16 protein-coding genes are annotated in these 19,576 nt (G+C 68.5%); 5 read left to right on the top strand and 11 right to left on the bottom strand.

Going from position 1 to position 19,576, the window contains the following annotated elements; translation table 11 throughout:
* From AC1RJ9_RS23060 to AC1RJ9_RS23035, 6 genes are all read right to left on the bottom strand, one after another.
* The gene (locus tag AC1RJ9_RS23060; protein ID WP_492835982.1) at window positions 1-1,110 is read right to left on the bottom strand and encodes a hypothetical protein; all 1,110 of its coding nucleotides are present in this window, start codon (window positions 1,108-1,110) and stop codon (window positions 1-3) included.
* Between the two features lie 197 nt (window positions 1,111-1,307).
* A complete protein-coding gene (locus AC1RJ9_RS23055) occupies window positions 1,308-2,534 on the bottom strand; it encodes a TetR/AcrR family transcriptional regulator (protein ID WP_492835980.1) in 1,227 nt (408 codons plus the stop codon).
* A 142-nt stretch (window positions 2,535-2,676) separates the two neighbouring features.
* Entirely contained in the window at window positions 2,677-3,867 is a 1,191-nt protein-coding gene (locus tag AC1RJ9_RS23050; RefSeq protein ID WP_492835978.1) for an alginate O-acetyltransferase AlgX-related protein, read from the bottom strand.
* Between the two features lie 3 nt (window positions 3,868-3,870).
* Complete coding sequence (locus tag AC1RJ9_RS23045; RefSeq protein WP_492835976.1) at window positions 3,871-5,274, bottom strand: MBOAT family O-acyltransferase; 1,404 nt, start codon at window positions 5,272-5,274, stop codon at window positions 3,871-3,873.
* Window positions 5,275-5,413: 139 nt separating this feature from the next.
* Entirely contained in the window at window positions 5,414-5,926 is a 513-nt protein-coding gene (locus tag AC1RJ9_RS23040) for a glycine cleavage system transcriptional repressor (protein WP_492835974.1), read from the bottom strand.
* A 62-nt stretch (window positions 5,927-5,988) separates the two neighbouring features.
* Entirely contained in the window at window positions 5,989-7,935 is a 1,947-nt protein-coding gene (locus AC1RJ9_RS23035) for a hybrid sensor histidine kinase/response regulator (protein ID WP_492835972.1), read from the bottom strand.
* 134 nt (window positions 7,936-8,069) lie between these two features.
* Here AC1RJ9_RS23035 and AC1RJ9_RS23030 point away from each other — a divergent pair, with 134 nt between their 5' ends.
* Window positions 8,070-9,296: a serine hydrolase domain-containing protein gene (locus AC1RJ9_RS23030; protein ID WP_492835970.1), complete on the top strand. Its 1,227-nt coding sequence runs from the start codon at window positions 8,070-8,072 to the stop codon at window positions 9,294-9,296.
* Window positions 9,297-9,488: 192 nt separating this feature from the next.
* Here the strand turns inward: AC1RJ9_RS23030 and AC1RJ9_RS23025 are convergent, their stop codons facing one another.
* Window positions 9,489-9,740, bottom strand: a complete 252-nt coding sequence (locus AC1RJ9_RS23025) for a hypothetical protein (RefSeq protein ID WP_492835968.1) — start codon at window positions 9,738-9,740, stop codon at window positions 9,489-9,491.
* Between AC1RJ9_RS23025 and AC1RJ9_RS23020 the strand changes: the two genes are divergently transcribed.
* From AC1RJ9_RS23020 to AC1RJ9_RS23005, 4 genes are all read left to right on the top strand, one after another.
* Window positions 9,718-11,796, top strand: a complete 2,079-nt coding sequence (locus AC1RJ9_RS23020) for a 3-hydroxyacyl-CoA dehydrogenase NAD-binding domain-containing protein (protein WP_492835966.1) — start codon at window positions 9,718-9,720, stop codon at window positions 11,794-11,796. The genes AC1RJ9_RS23025 and AC1RJ9_RS23020 overlap by 23 nt on opposite strands.
* A 140-nt stretch (window positions 11,797-11,936) precedes the next feature.
* The gene (locus AC1RJ9_RS23015) at window positions 11,937-13,511 is read left to right on the top strand and encodes a class I adenylate-forming enzyme family protein (RefSeq protein WP_492835964.1); all 1,575 of its coding nucleotides are present in this window, start codon (window positions 11,937-11,939) and stop codon (window positions 13,509-13,511) included.
* A gap of 118 nt (window positions 13,512-13,629) precedes the next feature.
* Window positions 13,630-14,616, top strand: a complete 987-nt coding sequence (locus AC1RJ9_RS23010) for a DegT/DnrJ/EryC1/StrS family aminotransferase (RefSeq protein WP_492835962.1) — start codon at window positions 13,630-13,632, stop codon at window positions 14,614-14,616.
* A gap of 54 nt (window positions 14,617-14,670) precedes the next feature.
* On the top strand, window positions 14,671-15,147 hold the full coding sequence (locus AC1RJ9_RS23005; RefSeq protein ID WP_492835960.1) for a DUF2199 domain-containing protein: 477 nt from the start codon (window positions 14,671-14,673) through the stop codon (window positions 15,145-15,147).
* Here AC1RJ9_RS23005 and corA read toward each other — a convergent pair.
* From corA to AC1RJ9_RS22985, 4 genes are all read right to left on the bottom strand, one after another.
* The gene (corA, locus tag AC1RJ9_RS23000) at window positions 15,144-16,112 is read right to left on the bottom strand and encodes a magnesium/cobalt transporter CorA (protein WP_492835958.1); all 969 of its coding nucleotides are present in this window, start codon (window positions 16,110-16,112) and stop codon (window positions 15,144-15,146) included. The two genes, AC1RJ9_RS23005 and corA, sit on opposite strands and share 4 nt — an antisense overlap.
* Before the next feature lie 18 nt (window positions 16,113-16,130).
* Entirely contained in the window at window positions 16,131-17,150 is a 1,020-nt protein-coding gene (locus AC1RJ9_RS22995) for an adenosine deaminase (protein ID WP_492835956.1), read from the bottom strand.
* A 104-nt stretch (window positions 17,151-17,254) separates the two neighbouring features.
* The gene (locus AC1RJ9_RS22990) at window positions 17,255-18,148 is read right to left on the bottom strand and encodes a pirin family protein (protein ID WP_492835954.1); all 894 of its coding nucleotides are present in this window, start codon (window positions 18,146-18,148) and stop codon (window positions 17,255-17,257) included.
* Window positions 18,149-18,243: 95 nt separating this feature from the next.
* On the bottom strand, window positions 18,244-19,521 hold the full coding sequence (locus AC1RJ9_RS22985) for an MFS transporter (protein ID WP_492835952.1): 1,278 nt from the start codon (window positions 19,519-19,521) through the stop codon (window positions 18,244-18,246).
* Between the last annotated feature and the right edge of the window lie 55 nt (window positions 19,522-19,576).

Genomic DNA, 19,576 nt, shown 5'->3' with positions numbered 1-19,576 from the left:
CTACAGATAATCCAGCATGCTCGGCGCCCCAGCCACTTCGCCATCCGCGTTGAACATCTGGGCCAGCTTGTCGCTGGCGGCCTGGAGTTCGACCAGCTTGGAATAGACGGCCGGGGTCCAGCCGGTGGCGTCGCGTTCCTCGGTGGTCATGCCGGCGTAGCGGGTGATCATCGCCTTGCCGAAGCCGCCGTCCGCGTCGGACTGGTAGCTGGCCTTGATGGCGTCGCTGTCGCGCTGGCGGATCTCGGCCTTGGCCTGGGCGATCTCGTGGGGCGAGAACTGGTCGTCCTTGTTCAGGGCCACGGCCGACAGCGAGCGGTCGTCGAAGCGGCGGAAGTCGATCGCGCCGCTGCTGCCGTCCTTGGCCGCGTCGGGGGCGACGGCCAGCTCGTACTGCTTGTCCAGCGCGGTGCGGACGTCGCCGGCCACCTTGCCGAAGTCGCGGGTCTTGGCCCCGGCGACGACGCTGCCGGTCTCCTTCATGTAGGCGGCGACGCTGTCGTTCTGGATTCCGGCGGGGGCCAGGCCTGGGCGGGCGATGGCCTGCTTGCGGCCTTCGACCAGGGCGGCGCGCTCGGTGGTCCAGGCGGTGGAGGCCTTTTCCTCCGGCCCGGCGGCGTCCATCTGGTCGAGGGCGGTCTGGTAGAGGCTGGCATAGTCGCCGGTCAGCCGCGCCTGGGCGGCGGGGCTGGCGAGCGCGGTGTCGTGCTGATCCTTCAGCGCCAGGGACGCGACGACCTGCTGGTCCATTGGGAACTGACCGCCTTTGTTCGACGCGACGGCGTAGAGGCTGCGGCGGTCCATGCTCGAGAGGTCGATGGTCGCGTCGCCGTTGTTCAGGGCGCTCTTGGTTCCGGCCGCCTTCAGCAGACTCGCGATCTGGGCGCGGGCGTCGGAGACCACGGTCTCGACGGTGCGGGAGTCGGTCTGGGCCTTCAGCGCGGCCTGGGCGGCGGCGGAAAGCGTGACATTGACCGCCGGCGTGTTGATCGTCGGGCTCTGGTCGCGGGTCGTCCCGTTGGCGGCGGCCTGCTGGGCGCGCTGCGCGGCCGTCTGCCCGGCGGTCAGGCCGGGGGCGTAGTTCGACGAATACGGATTGATCGTCGTCATGACGGCGGGGCTCGAAGCGACTCAGTCGCGTCAGGGTACAGCCGTCAGCGGGGGGAGGCGAGACTATGGTTAATAGGTCGCAACCTTTGGCCCGTCCTCGTCCTTCGACAAGCTCAGGATGAGGACTACTTTTTCGCCGTCGCGGTAGAAAACCTCATCCTGAGCTTGTCGAAGGACGAGGTTTTCGGTTCCTCGGCTTAGTTCAAAACCCCCGTCAGCAGCGGCTTCGCGAACAGGTCGGCCGCCTCGTCCCGCTCCAGGCCCGGGACCCAGGCGCCCAGGCTGGCGGCGGCGTTCAGCATCGAGTTGATCATGTGGGCGGCGATGCTGGGGTCGATCGGCCGGATCGAGCCGTCGGCGACGCCGTCGGAGATGATCGAGGCGAAGCGCTGCCAGCCGCGCATATAGCCGTCGGCCATGTCGTGACGCAGGGTGTCGGGCAGGGCGCCCAGCGACGAGGCGCGCAGCAGCGGCCCGTGCTCGGACAGCTGGTAGCTGGTCAGGCCGGCGGCGGTGGAAACCAGTCGCGTCCAGTTGTCGGTCGGCAGGTCGCGGGCGTCCAGCTGCGAGCGGCGGGTGACGGTGAAGGTGCGCTCGAAGCACTCGGCGACCAGGGCGTCCTTGTCGTCGTGGTGGTGGTAGAACGAGCCCTTGGTGACGTTCAGCGCCGCCGAAATCTCCTCGACCGAGGCGCCGCGATAGCCGCGCTGGTTGATCAGGCGGGTGGCGGCGACGAGGAAGGTCTCGCGCCACTCCTGGCCTTCGGGCGACACCGGGGTCGGGTCGGGCAGGGCGCGCGGGGCCCAGACCTGGCCGCTGGCCGGCAGGCCGTTCAGCAGGATGTCGCCCATCCGGTCGCGCACGCGGCCATAGTCGTCGACGTCGTAGCGGCGCAGCCAGCGGCCCGACCAGAACACCTGCTCCATCAGCAGATGGGTGCGGGCCGTGCGCTGGCGCTTGTCCAGGTGGGCCAGGGACGGGTCGTCGAAGAAGCTCCGCACCCGGCGGAACAGATCGTTGAACGCGCCGACCACCGAACCGCGCAGGGGCTCTTTGAGGGCCTTGATCTCGGCGAAGCTGGTCAGGGGCGTGGCCTCGCCCAGGCGGACCCGGCGGTTCAGGTCGAGATAGAGGTCCAGGAACTTCAGGATGCGCGCGGCGGGCGCGGCCTCGGCGGCGGCCTCCTCGACCATGGCCTCGAAGCGCTCCAGGCCGCGCATGAAGCAGGCGGCGGCCAGATCGTCCTTCCTGCGATAGTAGTAGGTGACGCTGGTAGTGTTCAGCCCGACATTGGCGGCGACATCGGCCAGGGTCATGCCGCGCACGCCCTGGCGGTTCAGGATCGCCGTGGCCGCCGCCAGGATCGTCTCCTTCTTGCGGGCGTAGCGCGCTGTCGCCGCCCCCGCCACCCGACCGTCGTCCATAACAAAATCCCCAAGTCCACTCACCTTCGGCGGCCGCGCCAGGCACTGGACTATCGGGTCCAATCTAGGCGTGTGGAGGGCCGGCTTAAAGGGCGCTCCGTCCGTCGAGGGACAATTGGCGCTCACCTAGCGTCAGGGTTTGTCAGGAATGTTTCAGGACGCCCGCTTTTGACGGGCCTTCCGCCGCCATCTGGGTTTCGACCAGGTCGAGGAATTTGCGGCCGACCGCGCCGCCGGTCTGGCTCTCGACCTGCTCCAGCACCACCACGTCTGCGGCCATCAGGTCCTTGAGCACGCTTCGCGGCGTGGCGGTCAGGGGATAGGCGCCGCCGTCGCGGTACTCGATGGGCGCGAGCGTCAGATAGCCGTAGTTGCGGGCGCGGCCGGCCAGGCGCGCCTGCGTCAGGAACAGGGCCAGCGGATCGAAGAAGCTGTCGTTGACGGCGGCGAGGGTGAACACGCCCGAGCCAGGCGGTCCGACGGGATGGGCGGTGACGGCCGGGGCCTTCCAGCCCTTGGGCGGCTTTCGCAGGTTCAGCAGGCTGGAAAGGTCGCGGTCCAGGCCGGTCTCGTCCGGGGCCTGCGCGACGTCCCAGTCCAGCGCCGGCGTTTCGAGCCCCTGGCGGTTCAGCTCGCCGACGAAGGCGCGGGCGGCCAGGGCGACGCCCAGCTGGTTCCAGTGAATGCCGTTGCGGGGGAACATTTCGTAGCCGAGCTTGCCGCGCTGGGCCTCCAGCGTCGCGCGGCCGTCGACCCAGTGGACGCCAGCGGCGGTCAGGGCGCTACGGGCGGCGGGATAGACGCTGTCGCGCCTGGCCGCGCAGGGGTAGCTCGGCGGCACGAGGTCCGGGAACCAGGTCGTCTTGATCGGGGCCAGGACGTAGACGAATTTCTGGCCGCGCGCCTCGAACCAGTCCTGCGCGCGCCGCAGGCGGCGGGCGTAGTCGGGCATGGCCGCGACGTCGACCTTCAGCTTGAGGCCGCAGTGGGCATCGATATAGCTCTCCTCGAACAGGGCGCCCTTGCGGCCCCGGATGATCGAGCCCGAGGCCATGGACGAGGTCCCGAAGGCGTCCCATTGCGCTTGGTTGTAGGCGCGGACGATGGCCGGGCGGGCCGGCAGCGACGCGGCGGCGCGGGCCTCGGCGGCCTTCTGGTACTCGCCACGCCACAGGGCGGCGGGCGAGAGGGCGACCTTTTCCGGCGGGATCCGCATGCCCAGCAGGGTCGCGTCGGCGGGGTGGTCCTTCAGCGCCGAGGCGCCGATGGCGCCCAGGCCCAGCAGCACGGCCAGGGCCAGGATCCGGGGCGTCCAGGTGAGCAGCGCGCGCATGGCCTAGAACCGGAAATAGAGGAACGGGTTGAAGGTCGTCGTCACCGCCTTGGCGATCGCCAGGAGGCCCAGCAGGACGATGGCCAGCGAGGCGGCGGCGCGAGCGGCCGGGATCGCGGCGGCGCGCTCGGTCAGGGTCCGGACTTGGGGCGCGGCGGCGACCAGGGCGCCCAGCAGGCCGATGCTCATGGCGGCGGCCTCGTGGCCGCGCACCGCCAGGAACTGGCCGTCCAGCGCGGGCTGGGCCATCGCGGAGAGCACTGCGGAGAGCTGCGGCAGGCCGTGGCTGCGGAAGATCGCCCAGCCGATCATGACCAGCGCCAGGGCGCCGGCCACGCGTAGCGGCGAGGGCAGGCGCTGCGTCCATTTCCACCAGCTCTGGCGGTCCAGCACCATGAACGCCCCGTGCCAGGCTCCCCACAGCACGAAGGTCCAGGCCGCGCCGTGCCACAGGCCCGACAGCAGGAAGCAGAGCCAGAGGTTCAGATAGGTTCGCGCCGGTCCCTGTCGGTTGCCGCCCAGCGGGATGTAGAGATAGCTGCGGATCCAGGTGGTCAGCGAGATGTGCCAGCGCTGCCAGAACTCCGTGACGCTGGTCGCGCCATAGGGGTGGGCGAAGTTCTCGCGCAGGCGGAAGCCGAACATCCGCGCCAGGCCCAGCGCCATGTCGGAATAGCCGGCGAAGTCGAAATAGATCTGCACGGTGAAGGCCAGCACCCCGATCCAGGCCCCGGCGAAGCCGATGGGGCCGTTGGCCGGATCGAAGGCGCGATCGGCGACCTGGCCGCAGACGTCGGCGACCAGCACCTTCCTCGCCAGACCCCACAGAAAGCGCAGGAAGCCCCAGGTCCGGTCGTCCCAGTCGGCCTTGCGGTCGCGCAAGGCGTCGTCGATCTCGTGATACTTGATGATCGGCCCGGCCAGGACCTTGGGGAAGAAGAACACGAACAGCAGGTAGTCGCGCAGGGTCCTGGCCCGCTGGCTCTCGCCCCGGCGCAGGTCCACGAGGTAGGTGATCTTCTCGAAGACGATGAACGACACGCCCAGCGGCAGGGCCAGGTTCAGATGGGGGAGGGGTGGCGCGCCAAGGGACGAGAGAGGCGGCTGCACCGTGTCGATCAGGAAGTCGGCGTATTTGTAGACGAACAGCAGCAGGATGTTGGCCGACACGCCCAGCGCCAGCCAGCGGCTCCCTGCCGGTCCGGGCCGGGTGACGAGGGGGCCGAGGCCATAGTCCAGCAGCGCCGAGGCCAGCACCACGAACACCGCGACCGGCTCGCCCCAGGCGTAGAACAGCAGGCTGGCGATCAGCAGGACGGCGTTCTTCAGAACCTTGGGCGCGATGAAATACAGCAGCAGCGCCGGCGGCAGGACGAAGAACAGGAACAGCGGCGACGAAAAGAGCATGGTCCCCCAGGGTGTCGCGCTTGCTCGACCTCCGGCCGAGGGTTAGCGGCGCGGCGGCGCTTTGAACAGAGGCCCGGTATGGCTCGGTGGTTGAGAACGGATCAGCCGAGGCGGCCGGAAGCGCTGGCCGGTCGGGCGTTCACTCGGCCGGGGTCAGCGAGATGTCGACCATGATCTCGGCCGAGATGGTCTCCAGCGCCGCCTTGACCGCCTCGGCGTCCAGGGCGGGCGGCAGGCGCAGGCGGGCGTCCAGATGGAACAGCGGCGCGCCGGAGTAGGGCTCGACGCTCATACGGGTTTCGAAGGCCTCGATATTGGCGTTCAAGCCAGCGAGCACGGCCGTCACCTGATGGACGATACCGGGCTGGTCCTGGCCGACCAGGCTGAAGGCGACGGCCTGGCCCTCGGGTCCGGTCGTCTCGACCGCCGGCGCGATCCGCACGTCGAGGCCTTGAGCGTCCACCGCGCTGACGGCGGCGCGCAGGGCGTCGGCGTCGCCGGCTTCCACCAGCACGGAGCCGACATAGAGGCCGCCCAACTGGCTGAGGTGGCTTTCCAGCCAGTTGCCGCCGGCCGACAGCACCGCGCTGGCTATGGCCTGGGTCAAGCCGGGCCGGTCGCTGCCGATGACGCTCAGGATCAAAAGGGCCATCGGCGCCTCCCAGGAAAGTTGGCCCGCAACCAAGCGCATCGCGCCCGCGACGGCAATCCCGATCAGGACGCCTCCAGCGCGGCCGACGGCCTGGCGGCCAGGGTCCGGACGATGGCCTGGGTCAGGGCCCGCGGCGACAGCGGCTTGGCGATCGCCCCGTCCATGCCGGCCGCCAGATAGCTGGCCTGTTGGTGGGACAGAGCGTTGGCCGTCATGGCCAGGATCGGCGCGGCCCCCGCGGGGCCGGGCAGCGCGCGGATGCGCTGGGTGGCCTCGATCCCGTCCATGACCGGCATCTGGATGTCCATCAGGATCAGGTCGAAACCCGCGCGGGCCGCGGCGACGCCCTGGACGCCGTCCTCGGCGGAGCTCACCTGGGCGCCCAACGCCTCCAGCATGCGGCCGGCGATCAGGCGGTTGGTGGCGTTGTCCTCGACCAACAGCACGCGCAGGCCGTCGAACAACGAGGTGTCGGGTTCGTCGACGTGGGCCGCTCCATGTCCGATATGCGGCGCGGCGCAGGCGTCGGCCTCGACCTGCAGCCAGAAGGTCGAGCCTTGGCCGACCTTGCTCTCGAACCCGACCTCGCCGCCCATCATCTCGGCCAGGCGCCGACAGATCGACAGGCCCAGGCCCGAACCGCCGAAGCGGCGGGTGGTCGAGCCGTCACCCTGACGGAAGCGCTCGAAAAGGCTCTTGCCGGCCTCTTCGTCGATGCCGACGCCGGTGTCGGTGATCTCGAAGCGCAGGCGGAGCTTTCCATCCGTACGCTTGCCGGAGAGCCGCGCCACGACGCCGCCCTCCAGAGTGAATTTCACGGCGTTGCCCAGCAGGTTGAACAGGGCCTGACGCAGGCGCAGCGGGTCGGTGGCCGCCCAGCCCAGGTCGCCCTCGTCTCCCTTGGGAGGCGCCTCGACACGCAGATAGAGGCCTTTCGCCTCGGCCTGCGGTCGCAGCATGTCGGCGACGCCGACCAGCAACTCGGCCGGATCGACCGGCTCGGACCCCAGCTCGAGCTTGCCGGCCTCGATCTTCGAGAAGTCGATGATGTCGTTCAAGAGCTCCGACAGCATCTCGCCGCAGCCCAGCGCCTCGTTCAGCAGGCGGCGGCCGTCGTCGGTCAGCGTCTCGGTCTTCAGAAGGTGCAGCACGCCCAGCACGCCGTTCATCGGTGTGCGGATCTCGTGGCTCATATTGGCCAGGAACTGGCTCTTGGCCTCGGCCGCGCTCAGGGCCGCGTCGCGGGCCTCGACCAGTTCGGTGACGTTCTGGCTGATGCCGATGACGTCGTAGGCGTCGGGGCTGGAGCCGCGCACGCCGCGCCAGGCGCAGTGCATGTGCGCCCAGTTGCTGGTCGCCGGATCCAGGTAGCGGTAGTCGATCTCGACATGCTCGCCGCCGCGCAGGGTGCGCGAGAACGCGTCCCAAACGCGCACGCGGTCCTCGGCGTGGATCGACATCGTCATCTCCGCCACCGTCATGATCCGCACCCCGCCCTGCGGCGAACTGGGCGTGGGGATGTCCTGGTCGAAGACATAGACGCCCTTGCGGGGGTTGAAGCGCCAGACGTAGACGCCGGCGGCGCTGCGCAGCAGTTCGTTGGAGCGCTCGGCCTGCTGGCGGGTGATCTCGCGGGCGCGGTCTTCGCTGAAGTCCTGGAAGACGATCATCAGGCCGCCGCCCTCCAGGACCTTGGACTTCGAGCGCACCCAGAGCCAGCCGCCGCCCTTGCGGGCCAGGCGATGCTCGCCGGACGCCTGGCCGCGCGCCTCCAGCGCCCGCCCGATGTCCTCGATGATCAGCCTGTCATGCAGGTGGAAGAAGTCGTGCATGTGCCGGCCGACCGATTCGTCGGGCGACCAGCCCGTCAGCTGCACCCAGGCGGGGTTGACGCGGGCGATCACCCGGTCGTCCAGGACAACGAACATGTCGAGGCTGCTCTGGAAGAACCAGTCCGCGGCCGCGGCTTCAATTCTGGAGGCCGCCTCGGCGTCCAAGACCTTGCCCATCCCCGTTTCCTCGTTTTCAATCGATACTCGCAGGATCGGGTAAAGTTTACGTTGCGGAAAAAAGCCCCGTCTTCGATTTCGATCTAACGGTATGCAAGCGCGACCAGAGCAGGTCGCAAGGGGAGACCAGGAACTTGAGCACGCCAGAAGCCGTCGGACTGTCGAGCGAGCGATTGAAGCGCATCGATAGCTTCATCCAGTCCAAGTATATCGACACCGGAAAACTGCCCTGCGCGCTTACCCAAGTCTGGCGGCGTGGCCAGCTGGCCTATACCTCGGTGCTGGGCAGCGCCGATGTCGAGCGGGGAAAACCGCTGAAGGCCGACAGTCTGTTCCGCATCTACTCAATGACCAAGCCGGTCACGAGCGTGGCCTTCATGATGCTGGTCGAGGACGGCCTGGTGTCGCTGGACGATCCGGTTCACCGCTTCATCCCGGCCTGGCGCGACCTGGGCGTGTTCGCCGCCGGGGTCGAGGGGGCGTTCCAGACCAAGCGCGCCGGCGAGCCGATGCGGACGCTCGACCTGCTGCGGCATACCTCGGGTCTTACCTACGGCTTCCAGCAGCGGACCAATGTCGACGCGGCCTATCGCAAGCTGAAGCTGGACGGGATCGACAGCGAGGGCGGCCTGCAGGGCTTCGTCGACGCGCTGGGGACCGTGCCGCTGGAGTTCTCGCCGGGCGAGGCGTGGAACTATTCGGTCTCGACCGACGTGCTGGGCTATCTGGTCGAGAAGATCTCGGGGATGCCGTTCGACGTCTTCCTCAAGACCCGCATCTTCGATCCGCTGAAGATGGTCGACACCGGCTTCTTCGTGCCGGAGAGCCAGCGCGACCGCTTCACCGCCTGCTACGCCCTGACGCCTTCGGGCCGGGTGGTGCTGCAGGACGATCCGGAGAAGAGCCGCTTCTTCATGGACCCGTCGGTGAAGTCCGGCGGCGGCGGCCTGATTTCGACCGCCGACGACTACATGCGTTTCTGCCGGATGCTGCTGAATGGCGGCGAGCTGGACGGCGCGCGCCTGCTCAGCCCCAAGACCATCAAGCTGATGACCATGAACCACCTGCCGGGCGGCAAGGAGCTGGTTCAGGTCTCGAAGTCGCTGTTTAGCGAGGCGGTGTTCGAAGGCCTGGGCTTCGGCCTCGGCTTCGCCATGACCATCGACCAGGCCCGGACCAAGAACCTGGGCTCGCTGGGCGAATATTTCTGGGGGGGCATGGCCTCGACGGCGTTCTGGATCGACCCGGTCGAGGACCTGGCGGTAGTGTTCATGACCCAGCTGATGCCGTCGACCTCCTATCCGATCCGTCGGGAGCTGCGGACGCTGGTCTATTCGAGCTTCACGGAAGCGGCGGGCTGACACGGAAGAAAGCGGCGCGGGAGACAGCTCCCGCGCCGAGTTGCGCTTTTACCAAAGTCCGACGCATTGCGAGCAACGCGCCACGCTCGCGGAATTCACCGACTTCGAATTGTGAGGACGCGTGCAAGGCGCATCCAAAGTCCATGACTTCCCGCGAACGCCCTCCCCAGCGCGGATCATTCTCTCTGGATTTCAGGCAAATGCGGCGTCGAGCAGCCCCTCGACGCCGCACCCACCCCCACGGATGATCTCGGCTGAAACCGTGATTTCGAATTTGTAGTATGTGATGAAATTCGTCAACGTCGCCCCGTCTCGAAGCGCTCCGAAAGCGCGTGTCGTCACGGAGGTCTGGACATCTTCGCGCGACCGTGCAGGCTTGGCTTCAAACAACCGTTCAAACGAAAATAGGGGTCGAAACGCCATGGCCGCGATCAATGCCGTCACCGATCTTTCCGTCGAAGGCGACATCGGCGTCGTCACGCTGAACTCGCCGCCGGTCAACGCGCTGTCGGCCGCCGTCCGCGAAGGGCTGAAGGGCGCGTTCGATGCGGCCATCGCCGATCCGGCCGTGCAGGCGATCGTGCTGATCTGCGAGGGCAAGACCTTCATCGCCGGGGCCGACATCACCGAGTTCGGCAAGGCCATGACCGGCCCCAGCCTGCAGGACGTCCAGGCGGTCATCGAGAACTCGCCCAAGCCCGTCGTGGCGGCGATCCACGGCACCGCCCTGGGCGGCGGCCTGGAGGTGGCGCTGGTCGCCCACTACCGCGTCGCCGTGCCCTCGGCCAAGGCCGGCCTGCCGGAAGTGAACATCGGCCTGCTGCCGGGCGCCGGCGGCACCCAGCGCCTGCCGCGCATCGTCGGCGTCGAAAAGGCGCTGGAGATGGTCACCAGCGGCCAGCACGTGCCGGCCAAGGCGGCGCTGGCCATGGGCCTGTTCGACTCCCTGGTCGAGGAAGGCGCCCTGCGCGACGGGGCCATCGCCTTCGCCCGCGTGGTGCTGGCCGAGGGGCGGCCGCTGAACAAGGTCCGCGAGCTGAACGACAAGGTCGAGGCCGCGCGCGGCAAGCCCGAGATCTTCGCCGACTTCCGCAAGGCCAACGCCAAGAAGTTCCGTGGCTTCATGGCGCCGGAGAACAACATCAAGTGCATCGAGGCGGCGGTGAACCTGCCCTTCGACGAGGGCCTGAAGGAAGAGCGCCGGCTGTTCATGGAGCTGATGACCGGCACGCAATCGGCCGCTCAACGCTATGTGTTCTTCGCCGAACGCCAGGCCGCCAAGATCCCCGACGTGCCGGACGACACCCCCATCATCCCGGTCAAGAAGGTCGGCGTGATCGGCGCCGGCACCATGGGCGGCGGCATCTCGATGAACTTCCTCAACGCCGGCATCCCGGTGACGATCATCGAGGCCAAACAGGAGAACCTGGAGCGTGGCGTCGGGATCATCCGCAAGAACTATGAGAACACCGCCAAGAAGGGCCGCCTGACCCAGGACGACGTCGAAAAGCGCATGGGCCTGCTGACGCCCTCGATGAACCTCGAGGACCTGGCCGACTGCGACCTGATCATCGAGGCCGTGTTCGAGCTGATGGAGATCAAGAAGGAGGTCTTCGGCAAGCTGGACAAGATCGCCAAGCCCGGCGCGATCCTGGCCTCGAACACCTCGTACCTGGACATCGACGTGATCGCCGCCAGCACCAGCCGGCCCGAGAGCGTGATCGGCCTGCACTTCTTCTCGCCGGCCAATGTCATGCGCCTGCTGGAAATCGTGCGCGGCGCCAAGACCGACAAGTCGGTGATCGCCACCGCGATGCAGATCGGCAAGAAGATCGGCAAGGTCGCGGTGCTGGTCGGCAACTGCCACGGCTTCGTCGGCAACCGCATGCTGGCCCAGCGCCAGCGCGAGGCCCAGAAGCTGATCCTGGAAGGCGCCATGCCCTGGGACGTCGACCGGGTGCTGTACGATTTTGGCCTGCCGATGGGCCCGTTCGCGATGAGCGACCTGGCCGGCCTCGACATCGGCTGGGACCCGGCCAAGACCAGCTCGTCGACCGTGCGCGAAGTGCTGTGCGAGATGGACCGTCGCGGCCAGAAGAACGGCAAGGGCTTCTACGACTACGACGAGAACCGCAACGCCAAGCCGTCGGCCGAGGTCGAAGGCGTGATCCGCGACTTCGCCGAGAAGCGCCAGATCCAGCGCCGCGAGATCAGCGACCAGGAGATCCTGGAGCGCTGCCTCTATCCGATGGTCAACGAGGGCGCGAAGATCCTGGAAGAGGGCAAGGCCATCCGGGCGTCCGACATCGATATCGTCTGGATCAACGGCTACGGCTGGCCGGTCTATCGCGGCGGCCCGATGTTCTGGGGCGAGCTGGTGGGGCTGGATAAGATCCTGGCCAAGATGCGGGAGTTCCACGCCCAGCACGGCGACGACTTCAAGCCGTCGGCCCTGCTGGAGCGGCTGGTGGCCGAGGGCAAGGGGTTCAAGGACGCTTAGGGCGGCGCTGCCCCCTCCGTCGGCTTCGCCGACACCTCCCCCATAAAGGGGGAGGAGAACCGCGCCCTTCCTCCCCCTTTATGGGGGAGGTGGCCCGAAGGGCCGGAGGGGGCTGCGCAGACCTGTTATCGGAGTTACCCATGACCACCATCGCCGCCATGATGTCCGCCGACTACGGCGTGATGGGCGACATCCTTCGCCAGCGCGCCCAGGAAGGCCCCAACCATCCGGCCGTGATCATGGAGACCGGCGAGGGGGTGACCTACGCGGAATTCGACGCCCTGGTCGACCGCGTCGCCGCCGCCCTGCAGCGTGACGGGATCGCGCCCGGCGAGGCCATCGCCGTCTGCGCCCTGTCGTCGATCCCCTACGCGGCGGTGTTCCTCGGCGGCCTGCGGGTCGGCGTCGCGGTGGCCCCGATCGCGCCGTCCTCGACGCCCGAGGCCATCGCCGGCATGGTCGCCGACTGCGGGGCCAGGCTGTTCTTTCTCGACGCCGGCGTCGCCGAAGCGCAGAGGCCCGCGCCGATCCCGGTGCGCCAGATCGCCCTGGACGGTTCAGGCGCCGGCGAAGCCTTCGACGCCTGGCTGGCTCCGGAAGGCGCGACGCCGCGCCCGGTCGCGATCACGCCCGAGCATCCGTTCAACATCATCTATTCCAGCGGCACCACCGGCACGCCCAAGGGCATCGTCCAGTCGCACGGCATGCGCTGGAAGCACGTCTTCCGCGGTGACGCGGTTGGCTACGGGCCGAACGCGGTCGCGGTGCTGTCGACCCCGCTCTATTCGAACACCACGCTCGTTTGCTTCTTCCCCACCCTGGCTGGCGGCGGGACCGTCGTGCTGATGAAGAAGTTCGACGCCGGCAAATATCTGGAGCTGGCCCAGAAGCACCGCATGACTCACACCATGCTGGTGCCGGTGCAGTACCGCCGCCTGATGGAGCGGCCGGACTTCGACAGCTACGACCTGTCCTCGACGCATCTGAAGTTCTGCACCAGCGCCCCGTTCGGCGCCGAACTGAAGGCCCAGGTGCTGCAGCGCTGGCCCGGCGGCCTGGTCGAATATTTCGGCATGACCGAGGGTGGCGGCACCTGCATCCTCATCGCCCACGAGCATCCGGACAAGCTGCACACGGTCGGCCAGCCCGCGCCGGGCCACGACATCCGCCTGATCGACGAGGACGGCGTCCAGGTCGGCCCCGGCGTGGTCGGCGAGATCGTCGGCCGCTCGGCCGCGATCATGAGCGGCTATCACGGCCGCCCGGACAAGACCGCCGAGGCGATCTGGACCTCGCCCGAGGGCTGGACCTTCATCCGCACCGGCGATGTCGGCCGCTTCGACGAAGAGGGGTTCCTCACCCTGATGGATCGCAAGAAGGACATGATCATCAGCGGCGGCTTCAACATCTATCCGTCCGACCTGGAAGCGGTGCTGGTCCAGCATCCGGCCGTGGTCGAGGCGGCGGTGGTCGGGGTGCCGTCGGACGCCTGGGGCGAAACCCCGGTGGCCTTCGTGGCGGTGAAGGGCGAGGCCGACGCCGAGGCGATCAAGACCTTCGTCAACGGCCAGGTGGGCAAGACCCAGCGCCTGGCCGATGTGAAGATCGTCGACAGCCTGCCGCGCAGCCATATCGGCAAGGTGCTGAAGCGCGAACTGCGGGACGCTTGGCAAGCTTCGGGGCAAGCTTCGGGGCAAGTTTCGCCTAGTCAGTGAACTTTTTGCCGCGACGGCGCGCCGCATTAGGCCAGGCGGAATCGATGAATACGGTTGCTTAACCATATGGTGCGGCCATGGAGGTCGCCCGGTTCGTCGTGGAATGCGTTCTAAAGCCATGCTCCCGAAGCCCGCCGCCGCCGCTCAGATCGCCGCTCCTCAAGCGAAGACGTTCATCCGCGCTTCTGGCGGCCCCATCGATTTCGACGCGGTCGCCGCCGCGCTCGGCGTCGCCGGACACAGCTCGGACCTCGATCAGCGCCTGGCCGCCCGGTTCGCCCGTCCCGTCGCCGTTCGCGCCTTCGCCGACCGCGTCGAGGCCACCGCCGCGGCGCTGAAGGCCCTGGGCGTGCGCGAGGGCGGCGTCTGCGTCGTCTCCGCCCTGGCCGATCCGGAAACCCTGGCCGGCGTCGCCGCCGCGGGACTCAGGGCCTGGCTGGTCGATGTCGACCCGTTCAGCGCCATGTTCGACACCGGCCACCTGCGCGCGCGCCTGCCCGATGCGCCCGGCCCGCTGGAGGCCATCGTTCCCGCCGCCGCCCACGGCCGCGCTCCCGACATGCGCGCCTGGGCCGCCTTCCGCGCCGAGACTGGCCTGCCGATCCTGATCGACGCCGCCGGCGCCTTCGACGTGGTGATCGCCGCGCCGGTTCCTGTTCTCGTGGGTCTGCCCGCTGGGTCGGGCGTCTTCGTCGCCTGCGAGGACGCCACCCCGATCAACGCCATCGACGCCGCGCCCTTCTCCGGCGACGACGGCCTAGCCGCCTGGCCGGGCCTGCGCCAGCGTCTGTGCGGCACGGCCCAGCAACTGCGCGTCCTGCTGCTGGACAGCGGCGTCGGCTTCCAACCCGGCTGGGGCATGAGCTGGATCTCGCAGACCTGCGCCCTGTCCCTGCCGACCGACGACGCCGGCGCCGTGGCCTGGAAGCTCCAGGCGGCCGGGATCGCCGCCAGCTGCTCGGTCCGCGACCGCGCCCTGGCCGCCGACGACACCCCGACCGCCGACCACCTGGCGGCCTCGACCGTGGTCATCACCCTGGATCCGGGGCTCGACATCGAGGGTCTGGACCGCCTGTGCGACGCCCTGCGCGACGCGGTGGCCTAGAGGCGGCCGCCGACTTGGCCTAATTATCGGCGCGTATTCACGCCGAAGGTTGCGATGGCCGAAGAGTCTCAAGAGCCGCTGTCCCTGGATTGGGGCTTCACCCTGCCCGACGAGGTCTGGGCGATCCCCGAGGACGAGCGCGACGCGCAAGCCCGCTACAATGACGACCTCTGCCAGTGGGGCGACCGGGTTTTCATCCGCTGCATCCTGCCCGTGCCCCTGAAGGGGACGGACGACTATTTCGGCTGGGGCGCCTGGGCCGAGGTCGAGGCCGAGGTCTTCGAGCGTTATCTCGACCTCTATGACGCCGACGGACGCGAGGAGCCGCCGCACCCGGCCAAGCTGGCCAACCGCCTCGCGCCCTATCCCGGCACGACGCTGGGCACCCGTCTGCTGATCCAGTTCCAGACCCCCGACGAGCGCCCGACCCTGATGCTGCTGGAGGGCGACAAGAGCCGCCTGGCCCAGGACCAGCGCGACGGCATCGACGCCGCGCGGCACCACGAGATCCTGGAGATTTGCGGGGCCTAGAGCCAGCCCGTCTTCCGGAATCGCCGGTACAGCAGTCCGCAGACCACCACGATCACGGCCAGCACGCCGTAGTAGCCATACTGCCACTTCAGCTCGGGCATGTGCTCGAAGTTCATGCCGTAGATGCCGGCCACGGCCGTCGGCACGGCCAGGATGGCGGCCCAGGCGGCCAGCTGGCGGGTGATCGCGCCCTGGCGCTGCTGTTCCAGCAGGCTGGAGATTTCGAACACCGAGGTCAGCACCTCGCGCAGGCCGTCAACCAGGATCTCGGTGCGCTGGATGTGATCGCGGACGTCGCGGAAATAGGGCCGCACCTCGCTGTCGATGCAGGGCAGATCGTGATGCTCCAGCGCGCTGACCACCTGGGTCATGGGCCCGAGCAGCTTCTTGAACTTCATCAGCGCCCGGCGAAGGTTGAAGATGCGGGCGATCTCGGCGCGGCTGAGGAAGGCGTCCAGCGCCCGCCGCTCGAACGCGACCAGCTCTTCCTCGATGGCGTCGACGATCGGCATGTAGCCGTCGACGATGAAGTCGAGCACCGCGTGCAGCACGTAGTCGACGCCGTGGGCCAGCAGGGCCGGCGCGGCTTCCAGCTGGGCCCGCAGTTCGGTGTGGGCGCGGGCCGAGCCGTGGCGGACGGTGATCAGGTGGCGGTGGCCGACGAAGAAGTCGGTCTCGCCATATTCGATGTGGTCATTGTCCAGATGGGCGGTCTTGGCCACGACGAACAGCTGGTCGCCATAGACATCGACCTTGGGCGTCTGGCGCGCATTGAGCGCGTCCTCGATCGCCAGAGGGTGGAGGTGGAAGGCCTGTTGCAGCACGCGCAGTTCGGCCTCGTCGGGCTCGACAAGGCCGATCCAGACGAACTCGCCCTCGCGCGGCCGCAGACTGTCCGGATCGTCCAGGCTGACCGGACGAACGGCCTGGCCGGCGACATAGGCGCTGGCGGCGACGACGCTCACGGGAAGGGGCTCACGACTCTAGTGGGCGGCCGCGTAGGCTTCGACCTGCGCCACCCGCCGGGCCTTCTCGGCCTCGGTCAGGAAAGAGCCGGTGAAGCTGTTCTTGGCCAGGGTGACGATCTCGTCCCGCGTAAGACCGACCGCGTCGGCGGTGGCCATGTAGTTCTCCAGCAGGTAGCCGCCGAAATAGGCCGGGTCGTCGGAGTTCACGGTCGCCTTCAGGCCCAGGGAGAGCATCTTCTTGAGGGGATGGACGTCCAGGCTGGGCACGCCGCACAGCTTCAGGTTCGACAGCGGGCAGACCGTCAGGGTGGTTCCATCGGCGATCAGGCGCGCCGTCAGGGCCTCGTCCTCGAGGGCGCGGTTGCCGTGGTCGATGCGGTCGACCTTCACCAGGTCGATGGCTTCCCAGACGTATTCGGGCGGGCCTTCCTCGCCGGCGTGGGCCACGATCTTGAGGCCCAGGTCGCGGGCCGCCTGGAACACCCGGGCGAACTTGGCCGGCGGGTGGCCGACTTCGGAGCTGTCGAGGCCGACGCCGGCGATCTTGTCGAGCCAGGGCTTGGCCAGTTCCAGGGTCTCGAAGGCGGCCTCCTCCGACAGGTGGCGCAGGAAGCAGAGGATCAGCTTGGAGGTGACGCCCAGCGTCTTCTCGGCCTCGTCCATGCCGGCCAGCAGGCCCTTCATCACAGTGTCGAAGGCGATGCCGCGATCGGTGTGGGTCTGGGGGTCGAAGAAGATCTCGGCGTGGGTCCCGCCGTCGGCGGCCAGGCGCTTGAAATAGGCTAGGGCCAGGTCCTTGAAGTCAGCCTCGGTGATCAGCACCCCCGCGCCCTGGTAGTAGATGTCCAGGAAGTCCTGCAGGTTCGAGAAGGCGTAGGCGGCTCGGATTTCGTCCACCGACTTGAAGGGCAGGGTGATCCCGTTGCGCTGGGCCAGCTCGAACATCAGCTCGGGCTCGAGGCTGCCCTCGATGTGCATGTGCAACTCGGCCTTGGGCAGGCCGCGGACAAAGTCGGTGAAGGCGGTGTCGATCATGCGGACGTTATGAGCCTCCCTAGCGACGCCTTTCAACTGTCATCCCAAGCTTTATGCGCAGGACCCGTCCGTCCGCCGCCAGTGCGGAGAGGACAGGCGCCTGCCTAGAGCGGTTGCGGCGTCTTCGGCGGCCCTTCCGGCAACGGAATGAACTCGTCGTGGTCCAGGTCGGGCAGCTTCATGCGGCCGGCCTTCCAGTCGGCCTTGGCCTGCTCGATGCGGTCCTTGGACGAGGAGACGAAGTTCCACTCCATGAAGCGCGGGCCGATCGGCTCGCCGCCCAGCAGCATGATGGTCGAGCGCTCCAGCGCCTTGAACACCACGGTCTCGCCCGGCGCGAAGACGGCCATCCGCAGGGCCGAGAGCTCGCGGCCGTCGACCTCGACCCGGCCGTCGGCGACATAGGCCGCGCGCTCGGAATATTCGGCCGGCAGGGCCGCGGTCGTGCCCGGCTCAAGCTCCCAGTGGACGTAGAACAGCGGTGAGAACACCGGCACATTGGCCTTGGCGCCGAACGCCTCGCCGGCGATCAGCCGCGCCTTCAGTCCGCCGCTCTCGTAGGACGGCAGCTCGGCCGGGCCTTCGTGGTGGCTGAAGCTGGGGGCGATCTCTTCATATTCCTTCGGCAGGGCGATCCAGGCCTGCATGCCGTCCATGCGGCCGCCCTGGCGGCGCAGGGTCTCGAAGCGTTCGGAGTGGGTGATCCCCGAGCCGGCGGTCATCCAGTTGACCTCGCCCGGCTTGATCACGGTCTCGGAGCCGACGCTGTCGCGGTGGGTGATCTCTCCCTGGAACAGGTACGACAGGGTGGAGAGGCCGATGTGCGGATGCGGGCGGACGTCGGCGCTCTTGGAGAAGCCCGGCGCGAAGTCGGCCGGCCCCATGTGGTCCAGGAAGGTGAACGGGCCGACCATGCGCTTGGCGTGGAAGGGCAGCACGCGGCCAACCTCGAAGTTTCCGATGTCGTGGCGACGGGCTTCGATGACGAGGTCGATCATGGGTCGGCTCCGGGAAGGAATACGCGGAGCTTAGCTGGGACAAGACCGCCGCGTCTTGTGCAAAGCCGGCAATGCAAGGTTCGCGTTTTTGATCCCTACAGCGTGTCGGCGGCCTTCTTCAGCGGCAGCAGCGCCAGCAGGCTGATCGCGCCCGCGCCGGCGAGATACAGGCCGACCAGCTTCAGCCCGCCGTGGGTGGCCAGGGCCTGGGCGATGGCCGGGGTCATGCCGCCGCCGATCACCCCGCCGACATTGAAGGCGATCGACGAGCCGGTATAGCGCACCCGCGCCGGAAACAGGCTGGGCAGCCAGGCCCCCAGCGGGCCATAGACCAGGCCCATGACCACCAGGGCCAGGGACAGAAAGACGCCGATCGTCCAGAGCGAGCCCGAGCCCATCATCGGCGCCAGGGCCGCGCCGGCGGCGATGGTCAGCAGCGAGCCGGCCATCAGCACGCGGCGGGGGCTGGTCTTGTCGGCCCAATAGCCGGCCCAGACGATGCCGCCGGCCATGAACAGGATGGCGACCAGCAGCACGCCCAGGAACACCTGGCGGTCATAGCCGAGGGCCGTGACGCCGTAGCCCAGCGAGAAGGCGGTGGTCAGGTAGAAGAGCGCGAAGCAGGCGACGACGGCGAACGTGCCGCCGATCGTCTCGCGGGCGTGGGTCTTCAGCAGCTCGGCCACCGGCACGTGCGGCGGCGGGGCCGCGTGGGCGGCGGCCTGGAAGGCGGGGGTTTCGGTCAGCTTGAGGCGGATCCACAGGCCGACCCCGACCAGAAGGATGCTGCCCAGGAACGGCAATCGCCAGCCCCAGCTCTGGAACTGCTCCGGCGTCAGGACGGCGCCCAGAGCCAGGAACAGGCCATTGGCGGCGATGAAGCCCACCGGCGCGCCCAGCTGCGGGAACATGCCGAAGCGCGCGCGGAAGCCGGGCGGGGCGTTCTCGACCGCCAACAGGGCCGCGCCGCCCCACTCGCCGCCCAGGCCAAAGCCCTGGCCGAAGCGCAGCAGGCACAGCAGGAACGGCGCGACCCAGCCGGCCGTGGCGTAGGTCGGCAGGAAGGCCACCAGCAGCGTCGAGCCGCCCATGATCAGCAGCGAGGCCACCAGGGTCGACTTGCGCCCGATGCGGTCGCCGAAATGGCCGAATACGATCGAGCCCAGCGGGCGGGCGATGAAGGCCACGCTCAGGCTGGCGTAGGAGGCCAGGAGCTGCATGGCTGGCGAACTGGCGGGAAAGAACAGCGGCCCGAACACCAGCGAGGCGGCGGTCGCGTAGATATAGAAGTCGTAGAACTCGACCGCCGTGCCGATCAGGCTGGCGGCCAGCACGCGTCGCGTCGACGCGCCGCCGGCGCTCGATGGGGCCATCTGGCCTCTCCCCAAGGTGTCGGAAGATCGACGCGGACGGCCCCTGGGCCGTCAC

The organism is Caulobacter sp. GW822-FHT07D08, assembly GCF_058798735.1.
Note: the sequence above shows the minus strand (reverse complement) of the source record. Positions and strands in the feature narration are given on the sequence as shown.